The organism is Microbacterium lemovicicum, from assembly GCF_003991875.1.
Classification (GTDB): domain Bacteria; phylum Actinomycetota; class Actinomycetes; order Actinomycetales; family Microbacteriaceae; genus Microbacterium; species Microbacterium lemovicicum.
Map to the genome: position 1 here is coordinate 2,380,766 of NZ_CP031423.1, position 17,083 is coordinate 2,397,848.

The 17,083-nt window shown below is 68.6% G+C and carries 19 protein-coding genes and 1 tRNA gene; 11 read left to right on the plus strand and 9 right to left on the minus strand.

Going from position 1 to position 17,083, the window contains the following annotated elements; translation table 11 throughout:
* Positions 1 to 66: 66 nt before the first annotated feature.
* On the minus strand, positions 67 to 357 hold the full coding sequence (locus tag CVS47_RS11170; RefSeq protein ID WP_127096148.1) for a hypothetical protein: 291 nt from the start codon (positions 355 to 357) through the stop codon (positions 67 to 69).
* Positions 358 to 507: 150 nt separating this feature from the next.
* On the opposite strand from CVS47_RS11170, the gene CVS47_RS11175 reads away from it, so the two are divergent.
* The 7 genes from CVS47_RS11175 (at position 508) to pstB (ending at position 8,562) form a co-directional block, all read left to right on the plus strand.
* Positions 508 to 1,200, plus strand: coding sequence for a winged helix-turn-helix domain-containing protein (locus tag CVS47_RS11175; protein WP_127096149.1), 693 nt, complete (start codon positions 508 to 510; stop codon positions 1,198 to 1,200).
* A gap of 60 nt (positions 1,201 to 1,260) precedes the next feature.
* The gene (locus CVS47_RS11180; protein ID WP_127096150.1) at positions 1,261 to 3,435 is read left to right on the plus strand and encodes an RNA degradosome polyphosphate kinase; all 2,175 of its coding nucleotides are present in this window, start codon (positions 1,261 to 1,263) and stop codon (positions 3,433 to 3,435) included.
* Positions 3,432 to 4,370, plus strand: a complete 939-nt coding sequence (locus CVS47_RS11185) for an NUDIX hydrolase (RefSeq protein WP_127096151.1) — start codon at positions 3,432 to 3,434, stop codon at positions 4,368 to 4,370. The genes CVS47_RS11180 and CVS47_RS11185 overlap by 4 nt, the downstream gene beginning before the upstream one ends.
* Positions 4,371 to 4,508: 138 nt before the next feature.
* Entirely contained in the window at positions 4,509 to 5,612 is a 1,104-nt protein-coding gene (gene pstS / locus CVS47_RS11190) for a phosphate ABC transporter substrate-binding protein PstS (RefSeq protein WP_127096152.1), read from the plus strand.
* Positions 5,613 to 5,710: 98 nt separating this feature from the next.
* On the plus strand, positions 5,711 to 6,661 hold the full coding sequence (pstC, locus tag CVS47_RS11195; protein ID WP_127096153.1) for a phosphate ABC transporter permease subunit PstC: 951 nt from the start codon (positions 5,711 to 5,713) through the stop codon (positions 6,659 to 6,661).
* A 1-nt stretch (position 6,662) separates the two neighbouring features.
* Positions 6,663 to 7,757: a phosphate ABC transporter permease PstA gene (gene pstA, locus CVS47_RS11200; protein WP_127096154.1), complete on the plus strand. Its 1,095-nt coding sequence runs from the start codon at positions 6,663 to 6,665 to the stop codon at positions 7,755 to 7,757.
* A gap of 25 nt (positions 7,758 to 7,782) precedes the next feature.
* Positions 7,783 to 8,562, plus strand: coding sequence for a phosphate ABC transporter ATP-binding protein PstB (gene pstB / locus CVS47_RS11205; RefSeq protein ID WP_127096155.1), 780 nt, complete (start codon positions 7,783 to 7,785; stop codon positions 8,560 to 8,562).
* A 67-nt stretch (positions 8,563 to 8,629) separates the two neighbouring features.
* Here the strand turns inward: pstB and CVS47_RS11210 are convergent, their stop codons facing one another.
* The 6 genes from CVS47_RS11210 to sigK all read right to left on the minus strand — a co-directional run bounded on the left by CVS47_RS11210 (position 8,630) and on the right by sigK (position 12,704).
* Complete coding sequence (locus tag CVS47_RS11210; protein WP_127096156.1) at positions 8,630 to 9,514, minus strand: aminodeoxychorismate lyase; 885 nt, start codon at positions 9,512 to 9,514, stop codon at positions 8,630 to 8,632.
* Between the two features lie 173 nt (positions 9,515 to 9,687).
* Positions 9,688 to 10,326 carry a DNA-directed RNA polymerase subunit beta gene (locus tag CVS47_RS11215; protein ID WP_127096157.1) on the minus strand — a complete coding sequence of 213 codons (639 nt, stop codon included), beginning with the start codon at positions 10,324 to 10,326 and terminating at the stop codon, positions 9,688 to 9,690.
* A gap of 47 nt (positions 10,327 to 10,373) precedes the next feature.
* Complete coding sequence (locus tag CVS47_RS11220; RefSeq protein ID WP_127096158.1) at positions 10,374 to 10,781, minus strand: VOC family protein; 408 nt, start codon at positions 10,779 to 10,781, stop codon at positions 10,374 to 10,376.
* A gap of 50 nt (positions 10,782 to 10,831) precedes the next feature.
* Entirely contained in the window at positions 10,832 to 11,179 is a 348-nt protein-coding gene (locus CVS47_RS11225; protein ID WP_127097325.1) for a helix-turn-helix transcriptional regulator, read from the minus strand.
* Between the two features lie 92 nt (positions 11,180 to 11,271).
* Positions 11,272 to 12,117 carry an anti-sigma factor gene (locus CVS47_RS11230; RefSeq protein ID WP_127096159.1) on the minus strand — a complete coding sequence of 282 codons (846 nt, stop codon included), beginning with the start codon at positions 12,115 to 12,117 and terminating at the stop codon, positions 11,272 to 11,274.
* Positions 12,114 to 12,704, minus strand: a complete 591-nt coding sequence (gene sigK, locus CVS47_RS11235; protein WP_127096160.1) for an ECF RNA polymerase sigma factor SigK — start codon at positions 12,702 to 12,704, stop codon at positions 12,114 to 12,116. Before sigK ends, CVS47_RS11230 begins: the two co-directional genes overlap by 4 nt.
* Positions 12,705 to 12,925: 221 nt before the next feature.
* On the opposite strand from sigK, the gene CVS47_RS11240 reads away from it, so the two are divergent.
* Positions 12,926 to 13,597, plus strand: a complete 672-nt coding sequence (locus tag CVS47_RS11240; protein WP_127096161.1) for a fasciclin domain-containing protein — start codon at positions 12,926 to 12,928, stop codon at positions 13,595 to 13,597.
* Between the two features lie 153 nt (positions 13,598 to 13,750).
* A tRNA-Lys gene (locus CVS47_RS11245) sits at positions 13,751 to 13,823 on the plus strand.
* Between the two features lie 103 nt (positions 13,824 to 13,926).
* On the opposite strand, the gene CVS47_RS11250 is transcribed toward CVS47_RS11245, so the two are convergent.
* The gene (locus CVS47_RS11250; protein ID WP_127096162.1) at positions 13,927 to 14,496 is read right to left on the minus strand and encodes a type 1 glutamine amidotransferase domain-containing protein; all 570 of its coding nucleotides are present in this window, start codon (positions 14,494 to 14,496) and stop codon (positions 13,927 to 13,929) included.
* Positions 14,497 to 14,917: 421 nt separating this feature from the next.
* A complete protein-coding gene (locus CVS47_RS11255; protein WP_127096163.1) occupies positions 14,918 to 15,145 on the minus strand; it encodes a hypothetical protein in 228 nt (75 codons plus the stop codon).
* A 289-nt stretch (positions 15,146 to 15,434) separates the two neighbouring features.
* On the opposite strand from CVS47_RS11255, the gene CVS47_RS11260 reads away from it, so the two are divergent.
* Entirely contained in the window at positions 15,435 to 16,067 is a 633-nt protein-coding gene (locus tag CVS47_RS11260; RefSeq protein ID WP_127096164.1) for an HD domain-containing protein, read from the plus strand.
* 151 nt (positions 16,068 to 16,218) lie between these two features.
* Positions 16,219 to 17,058: a CPBP family intramembrane glutamic endopeptidase gene (locus tag CVS47_RS11265; protein ID WP_127096165.1), complete on the plus strand. Its 840-nt coding sequence runs from the start codon at positions 16,219 to 16,221 to the stop codon at positions 17,056 to 17,058.
* Positions 17,059 to 17,083: the final 25 nt, after the last annotated feature.

Consider the following 17,083-nt stretch of genomic DNA (forward strand, 5'->3'; position numbering starts at 1 on the left):
CGATGCGAGCACGAGAAGGCCCACGAAGAACAATTCGAGTGCAAGGAGACCGTCCATGCTGCGAGCTTATCCCGGAACGACAGCCGCGAGACCGAACCCCGCGCTGATGACGCCGAGCACGAGCAGGGCTCCGAGCACACCCGCGGCGACCCGCTCCGTGAAGCCCTGCGAGCGTCCGAACCACAGCTGCACGCCGAAGCTCAGGAGCAGGCATCCGCCCAGGCTCACGATGAGCCAGGCGGCACGCCACTCGGCCGGCACGAAGGCGCCGATCGCGACGCCGACGACAGCGGCCACACCCCACACCGCGACGACTCCGCCGAAGGTGCGCCGGGGCGCGAGTTCTGGAACGACCACACCCTCATCATCCCCCACACCACGGGCCGCCGCATCCGCCGCTATCGGCATGTGGCGGCATCCGTGACGACCGCCGATCGGAGGAGGCGCGTCCTCGTCGTAAACTGAAGCCGACGTGGCCGGGAATCCGCCGCGGAAGGACGGCGCTTCTTGGCACAGCTTCTTGTTCTGAGCTCCACTCTGGGGGGTGGCGCCGTCCTGCCGTCCCTCGAGCTGCTCAGCCACCGGGTGCGGCAGATCCCCGCCGAACCCGCCTCGCTCGTCAACGCTCCGGCGGCCGACGTGGTGATCGTCGACGCCCGCCTCGACCTGGTCAGCGCGAAGTCGCTGTGCAAGATCCTGACCACGACAGGACTGGACGCCCCGCTCCTCCTCGTCGTGACCGAGGGCGGCCTAGCGGCGGTCTCCACCGACTGGGGCGTGGACGACGTCATCCTCGTCACCGCCGGTCCCGCCGAGGTGGATGCCCGCGTCCGCCTCGCGATCGGGCGTCAGAGCGCCGAGCAGGTCAGCACCCGCATCCAGACCTCCGGCATCACGATCGACGAGTCCTCCTATTCTGCGAAGGTGCACGGGAAGGCGCTCGACCTCACCTACAAAGAGTTCCAGCTCCTGCACTTCTTCGCGACGCACCCGTCGCGCGTCTTCACCCGCGAGCAGCTGCTCAGTGAGGTGTGGGGCTACGACTACTTCGGAGGCACCCGCACCGTCGACGTGCACGTCCGTCGCCTCCGCGCGAAGCTCGGCGACCTGGAGCAGCTGATCGGCACCGTGCGCAACGTGGGCTACCGCTTCAACGTCTACGAGGACGACCAGCTGCCCGCTCCGGCCGTCCGATCCTGACGCGGCGCCAGGCCCCCACCCGTTCACGCGCGCGTCACCTCACCCTGCAATGATGTGGGGATGATCGAACACGACCTGCTCGATGCCGGACTGGGCGATGCGGACGACGACGACTTCGACGAGGCGTTCGAGGCGGCCGACGCGCAGCTGCCCGAGAACAGGTACCTCGACCGCGAGGTCAGCTGGCTCGCCTTCAACAAGCGGGTGCTGGAGCTGTCGGAGGACCCGAACGTCCCGCTGCTCGAGCGGGCGAACTTCCTGGCCATCTTCGCCAGCAACCTCGACGAGTTCTTCATGGTGCGCGTCGCGGGCCTCAAGCGCCGCATCATCACCGGCCTGGCCGTGCCCACCAACGTCGGGCGCGCGGCGCAGGACGTCCTGACCGACATCTCCGGCGAGGCGCACCGCCTGCAGGAGCGGCACGCGGATGCCTGGACCACCCTGGTGCGGCCCGCTCTGGCCGATGCGGGCGTCGAGGTCATCTCGTGGCCCGAGCTGTCGGACATCGAGCGGGAGAACCTGTCGGAGTACTTCCAGTCGCAGGTGTTCCCCGTGCTCATGCCGCTGGCCGTCGACCCGGCGCACCCGTTCCCCTACATCTCGGGCCTGTCGCTGAACCTCGCGATCCGCATCCGCAACGCCCGCACAGGTCGCCAGGAGTTCGCGCGACTGAAGGTGCCGCCGATGCTGCCCCGGCTGATCGAGGTCCCCCATGACCCCGACACGAACATCATCCGGTACCTGCCGCTCGAAGACCTGATCTCCAATCACCTGGGCGACCTGTTCCCCGGCATGGAGATCCTCGACCACCACACCTTCCGCCTCACCCGCAACGAAGACGTGGTCATCGAGGAGGACGAGACCGAGAACCTCATCCAGGCCCTGGAGGCCGAGCTGCTGCGCCGCCGGTTCGGTCCCCCGATCCGGCTCGAGGTCACCGACGACATGGACGACGTCACCCTCGACCTGCTCATCAGCGAGCTGTCGATCACCGCGCAGGAGGTCTACCGCCTGCCCGGGCTCCTCGACCTCCGGGGGCTCTTCGGCCTCAGCCGCATCGACCGTCCGGAGCTCAAGTACCCCCCGCACGTGCCGAAGACCGCCGTGCCGTTCCAGCCCGCCGAGCAGAACGGACGCGCCGATCTCTTCGCGGCGATCCGCGCCGGCGACGTGCTCGTCCACCACCCGTACGAGTCCTTCGCCACGAGCGTCCAGGCGTTCCTCGAGCAGGCCGCGCGCGACCCGCACGTGCTGGCCATCAAGCAGACGCTCTACCGCACCTCGGGCGACAGCCCCATCGTGCAGGCGCTCATCGACGCCGCCGAGTCCGGGAAGCAGGTGCTCGCGCTGGTCGAGGTCAAGGCCCGCTTCGACGAGGCCGCGAACATCGTCTGGGCGCGCAAGCTCGAGAAGGCCGGCGTGCACGTCGTGTACGGCCTGGTGGGCCTGAAGACCCACTGCAAGCTCGCACTCGTCATCCGCGAGGAGGACGGCGTGCTGCGCCACTACGCCCACATCGGCACGGGCAACTACAACCCGAAGACCAGCCGGATCTACGAGGACTTCGGCCTCTTCACCGACGACGACCAGGTCGGCCGCGACCTCACCCGCCTCTTCAACGAGCTGTCGGGCTACGCGATCGAGAAGAAGTTCAAGCGCCTGCTCGTCGCGCCGCTGCACCTGCGGAAGGGGCTGCTGCGGGCCATCGACAAGGAGCGCCGCAACGCGCAGGCGGGCAAGCCCGCGCACATCCGCATCAAGGTCAACTCGATGGTCGACGAGCAGATCATCGACGCGCTCTACCGCGCCAGCCAGGCCGGAGTGCCCGTCGAGGTCTGGGTGCGCGGCATCTGCTCCATCAAGCCCGGCGTGCCGGGCATGAGCGAGAACATCACGGTCCGCAGCATCCTGGGTCGCTACCTGGAGCATTCGCGGATCTTCGCCTTCCACAACGACGGCGACCCGCAGGTCTACATCGGCAGCGCCGACATGATGCACCGCAACCTCGACCGCCGCGTCGAGGCGCTCGTGCGGGTCGTCGCCCCCGCGCACGTCAAGGAGCTCACCGACCTGTTCGACTTCGCGATGGCCGACACCACCAGCTCGTGGTGGCTGGGCGCCGACGGCGAGTGGACTCGGCACAGCACCGACGCCGACGGAGCCCCGCTCGTCGACCTGCAGGAGCGCACGATGGCGGCCATCCAGCGCCGCCGCCGGGCACGGGCGGTGCGATGACCGAGACCGCGGTCTACGCCGCGGGCGGTGTCGTCTGGCGCGAGGTGGAGGGCAAGCTCACGGTGCTCGCCGTCCACCGCACCGGCTACGCCGACATCACGCTGCCCAAGGGCAAGGTCGACCCCGGCGAGATGCTCGCCGAGACCGCCGTGCGCGAGATCTTCGAGGAGACCGGCATCCGCGTGCACCTCGGGATCCCGGTGGGCATCTCGCGCTACAGGCTGCCCAGCAAGCGCCAGAAGATCGTGCACTACTGGTCGGCCCACGCGACGGAGGAGGCGATCCGCGCCTCGACCTTCCGCCCGAACCGCGAGATCGCGGCGCTCGAGTGGATGACGCCGAAGAAGGCGCTGAGCTCGCTGAGCTACCCGGTCGACGTCGAGATCCTGCAGAACTTCCTCCGCTTCGTCGACGACGGCGTGCTCTCCACCTTCCCGATCATCGTCCTTCGGCATGCCAAGGCGACTGCGCGCGAGCAGTGGAGCGGAGCGGATGCGGCCCGGCCGCTGAACCGCCGCGGCGTGCGGCAGGCGCAGAGCATCGTCGGACCGCTGAGCGCCTTCGGCGTGCGCAAGATCGTCAGCAGCGACGCGGTGCGCTGCGTCACGACGGTGGCGCCGCTCGCGGCCGCGCTGGGGCGGAAGATCGTGCGCACGTCGCTCATCAGCCAGGACGACTGGGAGCGCGGCGAGTCCGATCCCCGCTCAGTGATCGGACGTCGGGTGCGGTCGGGCAAGCCGGCGGTGCTCTGCAGCCACGGGCCCGTGCTGCCCGACATCCTCAGCGAGATCGCGCTCGCCACCGGAACCATGCGCGGCTCCTATCTGGGAAGCGCGTCATCTCTCGAACCCGCCTCCTTCTCCGTGGTGCATCTCTCCACCACGAACCCGGGATCGGGCATCATCGCCATCGAGACGCACGAACCGAAGCCCTGATCGGCGTCGAGATCCACGGCTGGATCCCAGGGTCGTTCATCTTCCGTTCACCTTGTCGGCCCTGGCGCGTAAGAACGGCCTCCTACGTTTCAGAACGGGTCCTGCACCGGACCTCACCCTGACCCGAGAAGGAACACTGTGAAGATCTCCCGCATCGCCCAGCTGGGCGCTGTCGCCGCCATCGCGGCACTCACTCTCGCCGGCTGCGCGTCGAACGAGGGCGGTGCCGGCGCGGCACCCGTCTCCAGCGACGCCCCCGCGGGCCTCAGCGGCACGCTGACCGGCTCCGGCGCCACCTCGCAGCAGGTCGCCATCCAGTCCTGGACCGCTGAGTTCCAGACCACCAACCCCGACGTCACCGTGAACTACGACCCCGCCGGTTCCGGCACGGGCCGCGAGTCCTTCGGATCGGGCGCCGTCGCCTTCGCCGGCTCCGACCGTGCGTTCAAGGCCGACGAGATCTCCGCCGGACCGTTCGACGCGTGCGCCGCGGGCTCCGACCTCGTCGAGATCCCCGCGTACGTGTCGCCGATCGCGATCGTCTTCACCCTGGACGGCGTCGACTCGCTCGACCTCGACGCTGCCACGCTCGCGGGCATCTTCGCCGGCACCATCACCACCTGGAACGACCCGGCCATCGCCGCCACCAACTCCGGCGTGACCCTGCCCTCCACGGCCATCACCCCCGTCCACCGTTCGGACAAGTCGGGCACCACCGCCAACTTCACCGACTACCTCTCGGCGAACGCCGAGACGGTCTGGACCTACGGCTCGGTCGAGGAGTGGCCCGTGCAGGGCGGCGAGGCCGCTCAGGGCACGTCGGGTGTCGCCAACGCCGTCAAGGGCGGCCAGGGCACCATCGGCTACATCGACTCCTCGCAGGCCGCGGACTTCTCCGCCGTCAGCGTGAAGGTCGGCGACGAGTTCGTCGCCCACTCGCCCGAGGGCGCCGCGACCGCGCTCGACGCGTCGCCGTTCGACGAGGGCCGTGCCGACACCGATCTCGCCATCAAGATCGACCGCACCACCACCGAGGCCGGCGCCTACCCCGTCATGCTCGTCAGCTACCTCATCGGCTGCGCGGAGTACAAGGACGCGGCTGCCGCGGAGCTCGTGAAGGGCTTCTTCACCACCGCGATCAGCGAGAGCGGCCAGGAGTCGGCCGCCTCCAACGCGGGCAGCGCCCCCATCTCCGACTCGCTCCGCGAGAAGGCGACCACCGCGATCGACGCCATCAAGTAACACCCCTTCCCGCGGCCCCGGGCCGACCCTCGCGGTCGGCTCGGGGCCGCACCCCCGCCCGACGGACGACCGAACCTCCCAGAGACAGAGGACTGGACATGACAGCCACCACCGCGGCGCCCGAGGCGCGGACGAAGGTGAAGCAGAGGCCCGGCGACCTCTGGTTCTCCGGCTCAGCCCTCTTCGCCGGATCGATGATCCTCGCGACGCTCGCCGCCGTCGCCCTGTTCCTCATCATCCAGTCCATCCCGGCGTTCGGGGCGTCCAGCGAGACCGCCTCGCTCCTGACGTCCGACTTCTGGGCGTACGTGGGCCCGCTGCTGTTCGGCACGGTCTGGGCGGCGCTCCTCGCCCTTCTGATGGCGGTGCCGCTCTCGCTCGGCGTCGCGCTCTTCATCACGCACTACGCGCCCCGCCGCCTGGCGCAGGGACTGGGCTACATCGTCGACCTGCTCGCGGCTGTCCCCTCCGTCGTCTTCGGTCTCTGGGGCATCCTCATCCTCGCGCCGGCGGTGCAGCCGGTCTACGCCTGGCTCAACGCCAACGCGGGATGGTTCCCGCTCTTCGCCGGGGATGCCTCGGCCACCGGCCGCACGATCTTCACCGCATCGATCGTGCTCGCCGTCATGGTCGTGCCGATCATCACGGCGATCTGCCGCGAGATCTTCCTTCAGACGCCCGTCCTCCACGAGGAGGCCGCACTGGCCCTCGGGGCGACGCGCTGGGAGATGATCCGCATGGCGGTGCTCCCGTTCGGCCGCTCCGGCATCGTGTCGGCCTCCATGCTGGGCCTGGGCCGCGCGCTCGGCGAGACGATGGCCGTCGCCATGGTGCTCTCCGCCACCGGCGCCGTGTCCTTCCAGCTCTTCACCTCGACCAACCCGTCCACGATCGCGGCCAACATCGCGCTGACCTTCCCCGAGGCCTACGCGACGAACATCAACGTCCTGATCGCGACCGGCCTCATCCTCTTCATCGTGACGTTCGTGGTCAACGCGGTCGCGCGTTACATCGTGAACCGTCGCAAGGAATTCTCGGGAGCGAACTGACATGACCACTCTTGCTCCCGCACCCGTCACGGCCGCGCGCGTCCCCGAGACGCTGCGCAGCGGCCGCCTCGCCCGCTGGGTCCCCTGGGCCCTCCTCGCAGCATCCCTGCTCGTCATGCTCGCCGTCTTCCTCGTCATGGACGGCGTCTCCGGTGGCGGACTGAACTACGGCGGCTGGCTCGTCACGTCCGCGGTCGTCTACCTCGTGCTCATCACCGTGATCTCGAGCATCGTCGAAGGCACCCGCAAGGCCACCGACCGCTTCGTGACCGGCCTGGTCACGGTGGCCTTCCTCATTGCGATGGTCCCGCTCGTGTCGGTCGCGATCACCGTCGTCGCCAACGGCGTCGCCCGCTTCGACCCGCTGTTCTTCAGCAACTCCATGCGCAACGTCGTCGGCCCCGGGGGCGGCGCGCTGCACGCCATCATCGGCACGCTGCTGGTGACGCTGGCCGCGGCGGTGATCTCCATCCCGATCGGTCTCATGACCGCCATCTACCTCGTCGAGTACGGCAAGGACAACCGGATGGCGCGGGGCATCACCTTCCTCGTCGACGTGATGACCGGCATCCCGTCCATCGTCGCCGGACTCTTCGCGTACGCCCTGTTCGCGATCTTCCTCGGCCCCGGCGCACGCCTCGGCATCATGGGTGCGATCGCACTCGCCGTGCTGATGATCCCGGTCGTCGTGCGCTCCACCGAGGAGATGCTGCGGCTCGTCCCCAACGAGCTGCGCGAGGCGTCGTTCGCGCTCGGGGTGCCGAAGTGGCTGACCATCGTCAAGGTCGTGCTCCCGACGGCCATCGCAGGCATCACCACCGGCGTCATGCTGTCGATCTCGCGCGTCATCGGCGAGACCGCCCCCCTGCTGATCACGGCCGGGTTCACCGACTCGGTGAACTACAACCTGTTCGACGGCCGCATGCAGACGCTGCCGGTCTACACGTACACGCAGTACGCGAACCAGGGCATCCCGCCGGAGGCCTACACCGACCGCGCCTGGGCCGCCGCCCTGACGCTCATCCTCATCGTCATGCTCCTCAACCTCGTCGCGCGGGTCATCGCCAAGGTGTTCTCGCCCAAGACCGGTCGCTGACCACTCACCCGCAGAAAGAACTCCTGTGTCCAAAAGCATCGAAGTCAACGACCTCAACGTCTACTACAGCGACTTCCTCGCGGTCGAGGGCGTCTCGCTCTCCATCGAGCCCCGTTCCGTCACGGCCTTCATCGGCCCGTCGGGCTGCGGCAAGTCCACCTTCCTCCGCACCCTCAACCGCATGCACGAGGTCATCCCCGGCGCACGCGTCGAGGGCGAGGTGCTCCTCGACGGCGACGACCTCTACGGCAACGGGGTCGACCCGGTGGCCGTGCGCCGCCAGGTGGGCATGGTCTTCCAGCGCCCGAACCCGTTCCCGACCATGTCGATCCGCGAGAACGTGCTGGCCGGCGTGAAGCTCAACAATAAGCGCATCTCCAAGTCCGACGCCGACGGCCTCGTCGAGAAGTCGCTCAAGGGCGCGAACCTCTGGAACGAGGTCAAGGACCGCCTCGACAAGCCCGGGTCGGGACTGTCGGGCGGCCAGCAGCAGCGTCTGTGCATCGCCCGCGCGATCGCCGTGTCCCCGCAGGTGCTCCTCATGGACGAGCCCTGCTCGGCCCTCGACCCGATCTCCACCTACGCGATCGAAGAGCTGATCGAGGAGCTCAAGCAGGACTTCACGATCGTGATCGTGACGCACAACATGCAGCAGGCCTCCCGCGTGTCCGACAAGACGGCGTTCTTCAACATCGCGGGCACCGGCAAGCCGGGCAAGCTCATCGAGTACAACGAGACGAAGTCGATCTTCACGACGCCCGCCGTGCAGGCCACGGAGGACTACGTGTCGGGACGCTTCGGATAAATCCGGAGACCCGGGAGAGGGGTGGATGCCGCGACGCGGCGTCCGCCCCTCTCTCCGTCTCCGCGGGTCAGTCGTGCGGCGTGAGCAGGTAGGCGTTCAGCGATCGCGTGACCTCCGCGTCGACCGCGATGGCCGCGCCGTCGACCGAGGCGATCGGAGCCGCGAGTCGCACGCTCGACACCAGCCACGCGGCATCCGCCGTTCGCAGGGCCGACACCGGCACGTCGCGGTACTCGACGTCATGGCCGTGCGCGGTGAGCCAGTCGAAGGCGCTGAGCTGCGTCGTCCCGTGCAGGATCGCCCCCGTGGGCGCCGGCGTCACGTACGTGCCGCCGATGCGGAGGATCACCGATGCCGTCGGCGCCTCGAGCACGATGCCGTCGCTCGTGACGAAGACGGCGTCGTCGGCGCCGCGGCGCTTGGCCTCCCGGATCGCCGCCATGTTCACGGCGTACGACAGGGTCTTGGCCCCCAGCAGCAGCCAGGGTGCGCGTGCGGCCGCACCGCTGTCGATGCCGCGGTCGAGCGTGACGACGCGCACGCCCTCGGCCCGCGCACGCGAGTTGTCGGCGGCCGAGGCCACCGTCACCCACGCCGTGGGCGACGGTCCCTGCTCGACGCCGCGGCTGAGGATCAGCTTGATCACCGACTCCCCCGGACCGCAGTGAGCGGATGCCGCGGCCACCGCCTCGCGCCACTGCCCGAGGTGCGGCTCCGGCAGGTCGCAGATCGCCGCCGAGTGCGCGAGGCGCTCGAGGTGCGGCTCGAGCTGCTGCGGGTGCCCGTCGATCACGCCGATCGACTCGAAGACGCCGTCGCCGCGCTGGGCGCTCAGCTCCCCGACCGCGAGAGAAGGAGCGGTCGGGTCGACTGCGTGGAACGTGTCCGCGAAGGACGACGGGGAGACATCGGATGCCGCGGGGTCGAGCATCATCGCGTAACGCCAAGCCATGGATCGAGCCTAGGACGGGAATGCCCCACGGCCCGCGTCCGTTATCATTGAACAGCCGGGCCGCAGTAACCCCGGGCTCCATAATCTGCCGCTTTGAGCGGCTCCGCGCCGAGAGGCGTTCTGCGGTCCGGCGCTTATCTCTCCGCAGGGCTTTCCGCCCGCGAAGCGGCGGCTCAGGTCAGCGCGTCGCGACGCCACAGCGTGGCGCACGTGGTGAGGTCGGCGGCGTACGTCGACAGGCGCAGCGCCCGCGTCGTCAGCGTGGATGCCCGCTCGGCCTCCGTGGCGTCGTAGTCGTCGGCCAGGTAGGTCGCGCCCGCGGCCTGCACGCGCGCGAACGCGGCGGCGCGATCCAGCGCGACGGCGAAGTCGCCCTGGAAGAGTCCGCGCAGGATCGTGTCGATCAGCTCGACCAGCTCCTCGGGTCCGGCCGGCGTGGGAGCGCCCGCGACCACGGGATCAGCCGAGTCCAGCTGGACGCGCCCCCGCTCGTACAGGAGGGCGGCCGTCTGGGGGTCGTCGTGGATCATCAGCTGCAGCAGGTAGAGGCGCCAGAGCGCGCCGGGCAGCGTGCGCGCGGGCGATCGCGACCACAGCTCGGCGATGTCGTCGATGCCGTGCGCGTCGGTGAACGACACGAGCCGGTCGACGACCTCCCCCGAACCGTCGGCGCGCACCCGGGCCAGCAGCGCCTGCGCCGTGCTGTGCGCGACGCGCGACACCTCGGCCGGATCATCGGCGGCGAAGATCCGATCGAACATCTCGGCAGGTCGCCGCACGGGCTTGTGGAAATCCCTGGAACCGTCGCTCACCCATCCAGGCTACCCGCGGCCCACGACGGCGGCCCGGGACTCGCGCCTCAGCGCTGGTTGATGCGCAGATGGTTGCCCGCCGGGTCGCGAAAGGCGCAGTCGCGGGCACCCCAGGACTGGGCGATCGGCTCCTGCAGCACCTCCGCGCCCGACGCGCGCAGACGCTCGAACGTCGCGTCGAGGTCGTCGGTCGAGAACACGTACGGCCCGGGGCCGGAGCCCTTGACCACGAGGCGCTCGAGTGCCTCGCCGTCCTCGGCGGAGCGTCCTGCCGAAGGATCGGACACGACGATCATGACGCCGGGCTGCTCGGCGAAGCCGAAGCTCACCCAGCGGTGCCCGTCGTACGAGACGTCGTTCAGGATGTCGAGACCCAGTCCGTCGCGATAGAACGGGATCGCAGCATCCACGTCGTCGACGGTCACGGGGCAGTAGGCGAGAGAGATGCGGGTCATGGCTTCAGGCTAGGACGCTGCGCGATCAGGTGCTTCTCGGATCCTGCTCGTCAGTACCGGCGGGCCGGTCGCGTGAGGATCTTGGCCACGCAGGCCGGCATCGCCTCGTCGATGTCATGCGGGCGCGCGCGGTAGCTGCTCGGGGACTCCCCCACGACATCGCGGAACGTCGAGCTGAACGAGCCGAGCGATGTGGCCCCGACGGCGGTGCAGGCATCCGTCACCGACCATCCGTCGCGCAGCAGCGCCATCGCCCGTTCGATGCGCCGCGTCATCAGGTACGCGTAGGGCGTCTCGCCGTATGCAGCTTTGAACTCGCGCGAGAAGTGCGCGGGCGACATCAGCGCACGAGCGGCGAGCGTGGGAACATCCAGCGGCTGCGCGAAGTCCCGGTCCATCAGATCCCGCGCGCGACGCAGATGCACGAGCGTCGAGAGGGACGGAGCGGATGCCACGGTCGCAACGCTACCGGCGGCACCGCTCGGACGGACTATGCCGTGGGGATCGCGATGATCGGGTCGGTCGAGGGAACCCCGGTCGGCGAACCGCCGGCGGGCTCGACCGTGACGGCGATGACGTCGCCTTCCTGCATCGCGCCGTTCAGGACCGCCGTGGCGTCGCCGTCAGGACCAGGCGTGAAGACACCGGCCGCGACAGGGGTGTCGCCACGGACGAACCACATCTCGAAGGCCTCCTGCGGCGCGAGCGCCGGCAGTCCATCGGAGACGAGGACCGTCTTGCCCAGCTCGGACGACCAGTGCACGGTGGCCGATCCGCCGCCGTCGAGGGCGATGGAGGCGACCTGCGCGTCGGGCGCGGACTGGATCTGGTCGAGGGCGACCACCGATACCGGCTTGTTGACCTGCTCGCTGATCAGCACGGCCCCGAAGCCGAGGCCGAGAAGCAGGACGAACGACGCGGCGAGGGCGAAGATGCCCCGCGTCCAGTTGCGGCGCGCGATGGTCTGCACCGTGTTGGTGTCAGGGGCGGGGTCTGGTGTCGTGCCGTCCTCGCGCGAACCGGGAGGCAGGAGCGCGGCGTCGGCGGCCGAGATGCCCGGGACGGGAGGCGTCGATGCCTCAGCGTACGGTGCGTCCGGGTCGCCCCCCGAGGCGAGCGCCGCCACCCGGCGGAGCACCTCGGAGCGCGCGGTGAGAGGCGGAGAGACATCGGCCACGCCTTCGGCGAGGAACGCGACGACTTCCTGGTCGGAGCGCAGCTGCGCGTCCCACTCCTGGTGCGCGGCAAGTGCGTCGACGAACGTCTGCTCGTCCTCGGACGACAGAGCGTTCAGGGCATGGCCTGCTGCCAGCTCGGCGAAGTCCTTCTCGTTCATGTCGTCACCCCCATTTCCGTGCGCAGCCGTGTCAGTCCGTCACGCATCCGTGTCTTGATGGTCCCCAGCGGTGCTCCGACCAGAGCAGCGATCTCGCTCTGGCTGTAGCCGCCGTAGTACGCGAGCGTGAGTGCCTCACGCTGCGCTTCCGGCAGGGTAGCGAGGGCCCGTACGACCCTTCGACCCTCGATTTTCAGTTCTACGTGTTCTGCAACACGATCGTGGGGAACATCCATGTCGCGGAAGCCCGCTTTGACGTCCCTATCCGTGCTCGCCTGTGACGACCGCACGCGGTCGACAGCCCGACGATGGGCGATCGTGAGAATCCACGATCTGCCTTGACCTCTGTTCGGAGCGAACTTCCCGGCGGATTGCCACACTTCGAGGAACACCTCTTGCAGCACTTCCTCGCTCTGCGACCGATCGACGAGAACGCGGAGGATGAGTCCGAAGACGCGCGGGGAGAGCAGGTCGTAGAGCCGGGCGAAGGCGCCCTGGTCGCCCTGCGTGACACGCTGCAGCAGCTCCCCGACATGGTCGACCGGAGGCGAGCCGGTGTCGGGCACGTCCACCCCGTCGATGACCATTCCTCCAGCATGCCTTAAGAGGAGGGGGGTTGCCGATTCGGCGCGGGCGGTTGACGAAGCGCGAGAGGGGCCGGCGAAGACTTTCCTGAAGAAATGTCGATCCGGCCCATCCGATTCCCACCAGGTTCCGAAGAGCTGTCAGACCGACACCGAACGCCGGTTACCCCCGCACCGGGGTTCTGACTCAACAGCGATCCTCGGGATCGCACAGGAGGAACGAAATGTCACGCAACACTCGCCTCACCGCAGGCATCTCCCTCGCATTCGCTGCCGCCATCGCGCTCAGCGGCTGTGCAGGCGGCGCCGGCTCCACCACCGCCGAGACGATGGCGCCGACCACGGCCCCCTCGCAGTCCAGCATGCCGTCGGCCTCGTCGTCGGCCATGGACCCGGCCTCCGACCTCGTCGGCGCCGGTTGCGCCGACTACGCCGCTGCCGTTCCGTCCGGCGCCGGTTCCGTCGAGGGCATGTCGGCTGACCCCGTCGCCACCGCCGCGTCGAACAACCCGCTGCTCAAGACGCTCACCGCTGCGGTCAGCGGCCAGCTCAACCCCGACGTCGACCTGGTCGACACGCTGAACGGTGGAGAGTTCACCGTCTTCGCGCCGGTCGACACGGCCTTCGAGAAGATCGATCCCGCCACCATCGAGGCCCTCAAGACCGACAGCGCCACGCTGTCGTCGATCCTCACCTACCACGTGGTCCCCGGCCAGATCGCACCTGACGAGATCGATGGCACGCACGCCACGGTCAACGGCGCCGACCTCGAGGTCACCGGAAGCGGCGACAACATCATGGTCAACGGCCAGTCCGCTGTCATCTGCGGTGGCGTCAAGACCGCCAACGCGACCGTGTACCTCATCGACACGGTGCTCATGCCCCCGGCTGCCTAAGTCGGAATACATCCCGTGCAGGGGGTTCTGACGGGATGAACGGCGGAGAGACCGTCGATGCCTTCGGGCGTCGACGGTCTTTTCGCTTTTGCGCGCCTGCGCGTGGCCTCGTGCCGTGGGGATGCTGCGGCCCCGGGTAGGCTGGAACGGCAGGGGCCTCTAGCTCAGTCGGTAGAGCATCGGACTTTTAATCCGCGGGTCGTGGGTTCGAGCCCCACGGGGCCCACAATCATTCCTCGCCGGTGTGACAACACCCGAGCCCGGGGGAAGTCCCGTGACCGAATTCGACCTCTTCCACCGTGGGCGCCTTCAGGTGGATCACCGTATTCTCACCGAGCACCACCGGCGTCACCAACGTCGCGCGCGAACGCCTTCACGATCGCCTTGCAGAAAGCGGGCAGATCCGCGGGAGACCTGCTGGTGATGAGGTTGCCGTCGATGACAACCTCTTCGTCGATCACGGTGGCGCCGGCGTTGCGCAGGTCGGTGCGGATGCTGGGGAACGAGGTCAGGGTGCGGCCGGCGACCACGCCCGCTTCCAGCAGCGTCCACGGACCGTGGCAGATCGAAGCGACGGGTTTGCCGGACGCCACGAAGTCCCGCACGAAGGCGACCGCTGTCCGGTCGACCCGCAGCTTGTCGGGATTGACTGTTCCGCCCGGCAGCAGCAGCGCGTCGTAGTCCTCGACGTCAGCGGAACTCACCAGCGCGTCGACGTCGAACGTGCCGGACGCATCAAGGTCGTTGTTGCGCGCCTGGATCTGACCGTCGTGCAGCGAGAGCAGTTCGGTGACCGCGCCGGCCCGGTCCAGGGCCTGCCGGGGTTGTTCCAGTTCCACGCGTTCCACACCGTCTGCGGCCAAGATGGCGACGCGCTTGCCGTTCAGTTCGTTTGCCATGATTTCTCCGTTGTTCGTTCAGAGGACGGCCGCAGGTGAGCGCGACCGGAGGGTGCGGGGCTCGTGCGGGCGGGACGGCGGGCGGTGAATTCACGCGCCGGGCCGCCGCACCAGCACCGTCACGAGAACCTGCCTGTCTCTCTCATGCCAGTACACACCGCCCCCACCCTGCGGCACAGCGGTAGAACGACCGATAAGCCGGTTCGAGCTGCAGGCTTGCGGTAGCTGATGCGGTATGACAGCTTGCCTGTCGTCGACGTGTACGCGTAATGCTGCCCATGACTGACTCCCTACGTCTCGGGACCGCGGACGGATGCGAGGAACTCCTGGTGCTCCTTTTCGCTGATGTCCGGCTCGATCCCCAGTGCCTCGATCAGGCCGAGGGAGATCCTGCGCACCTCACCCTGCTCCACGGTCTCGGTCAGGTGCCTTGCGGAGCGCGCGCGACCCAGTTGGTGGCCGTGCGCAGTATGAGGTCGAGCGTCTCAGCGATGGCCTCCGCGGGCTTGTCGTCGGAGAGCTCGGCGACCCGGTAGACCAGCGCGGTGAGCAGGAGGGTGTCGGGGTGCCTCAGGTCGAACGAGACGGGCTTCGCCAGACGGTTGCTCCGGCGCCTGTCGCGCAGCATCCACACGGGGAAGGTCCACACCGGCAATGCTTCCCGCACGGCCGAACGGACGATGGCATGTACACGGACGGTGCGGAGAAACGCGGCGCCCACTCCGAGCGGGAGATTCCCCCGGTCGATCCCGAACGAGGCGCATTGTTCGCGGACATGTCACAGGTAGGCACGAGGGTGTGGAAGCTGCTCGCCAGTGAGGTTCGCTGATCGGTGTGATGTGCGCCGGCCCGACGCCCGAAAGGGGATGGCTGTTTTCGGACGACCGCTGTCGCAATGGACTGTGTCTGAGGCCCTTACGCGCCCGCAGGATGGAGGCATGCGTATCGCAGACTTCCCTGTGCCCGACACTCTTGCCGCCCGGGGTGCCCTTGAGCTCGCCACGCAGTACCAGTCCCCCGCTCTCACGGCTCACGCGCTGCGCTCTTGGCTCTGGGCCGAGGCCTTCGCGCAGGTCGACGGGATCAGCGACATAGACCACGAGTTGCTGTACGTGTCTGCCGTCCTGCACGACATCGGCACCGTGGCGGAGTTCGATAACCACAGGATCTCCTACGAGCACGCCGGCGGGCACGTCGGTGTCGCGCTTACCGCGGGAGCAGGGTGGCCCGCACACCGGCGCGATCGGGTGCTCGAGGTGATCGTGCGCCACAACTGGCCCCGCGTCGAGCCGACGGTGGACGCCGAGGGCTACCTGCTCGAGATCGCCACAGGTCTGGACATCTCCGGCGCAAGGCCAGATGCCCTACCGGTGGACTTCCGGCGCGAGGTGCTCGCTGTTCACCCCCGAGGAATGCTCGCCGCACAGTTCGGCTCGTGCGTGAGCGACCAGGCAGCGCGCAAGCCCGATACGGCCGCGAAGCGACTGATCGATGGCGGCCTCATCGACAAGCTCACGGCGAACCCCCTCGAACGTCTGGGCGGACTCGAGCAGCATCCGTATCAGCACTGACGGAGAGCGGACAGCGACTCTGTCGGTGCCACCGGAACGGCACTGTCGGCTGAGTGGCCTTCTCGGCACTGTTCTCTCCTTCAACGGGTGCACCTCCACTCCGGAACCCGTCTCGCGTGGTCTACTGAGCGTGATTCGGGGGGATGCGAACATGGACACCACTGTCGAACGGTCAAGTTGGGCTCGCTTCTGGGACCACGGGAGATGGTGGAAGGCGCTGATCCTCGCGGTCGGCTACCTCGCGATCTACGAGCCGGCCTCCCTGCTCATGGCACCGTTCCTACCCTTCATCGGGAACGAGAGCTCGACGAGCTACGTCGTCGTGCTCATCGTGGTCCCGGTCGTGATCGGCGCCCTCGTCCTGGTCGGCTTCGGCGCGAGCGTCGGCTGGCTGCGGAGCACGTTCGAGCGACAGCCCATCCGCGGGCACGGCTGGATGTGGATCGCCGTCGTGGTCGTGCTGCTGTTCAACGTGCTGCGGTTCGCGAGCATCGACTACTCCGCGACAGGGTTCGACTGGGTTGCCGCGTGGCTGCTCGCCGGACTCGTCATCGGCTTCTCCGAGGAGCTCCTCACCCGCGGCTACGTCGTGCGGATCATGCGCTCCTCCGGTCGCTCCGAGATAGCTGTCGGCCTGGCCTCGGCAGCGCTGTTCGCTCTGCTGCACGCGAGCAACCTCTTCGTCGGCCAACCACTCCTGCCCACGCTGCTGCAGATTCTCTACACGTTCTTCTTCGGCTTCTGCATGTACCTGGCGCTCCGCGTGACGCGCACGATCCTCGCGCCGATCCTCCTGCACGCCAGCACCGACCCCAGCATCTTCATGCAGGGCATCCACCCGGGAACGGGCACCCTCGCGACCTTCGCCCAACTCGGGAACATCGTCGTCGTGCTCGTCGGAGCAGTCCTCCTCGTGGTCTTCCTTCTCAGCGAACGCCGAGCCGGGCACCGCGACCGCGCGGCGCAGCAGGGACCCGCGGGCGTCGCATGACGGAGTCGGCTGGCCGCTCGCCGAT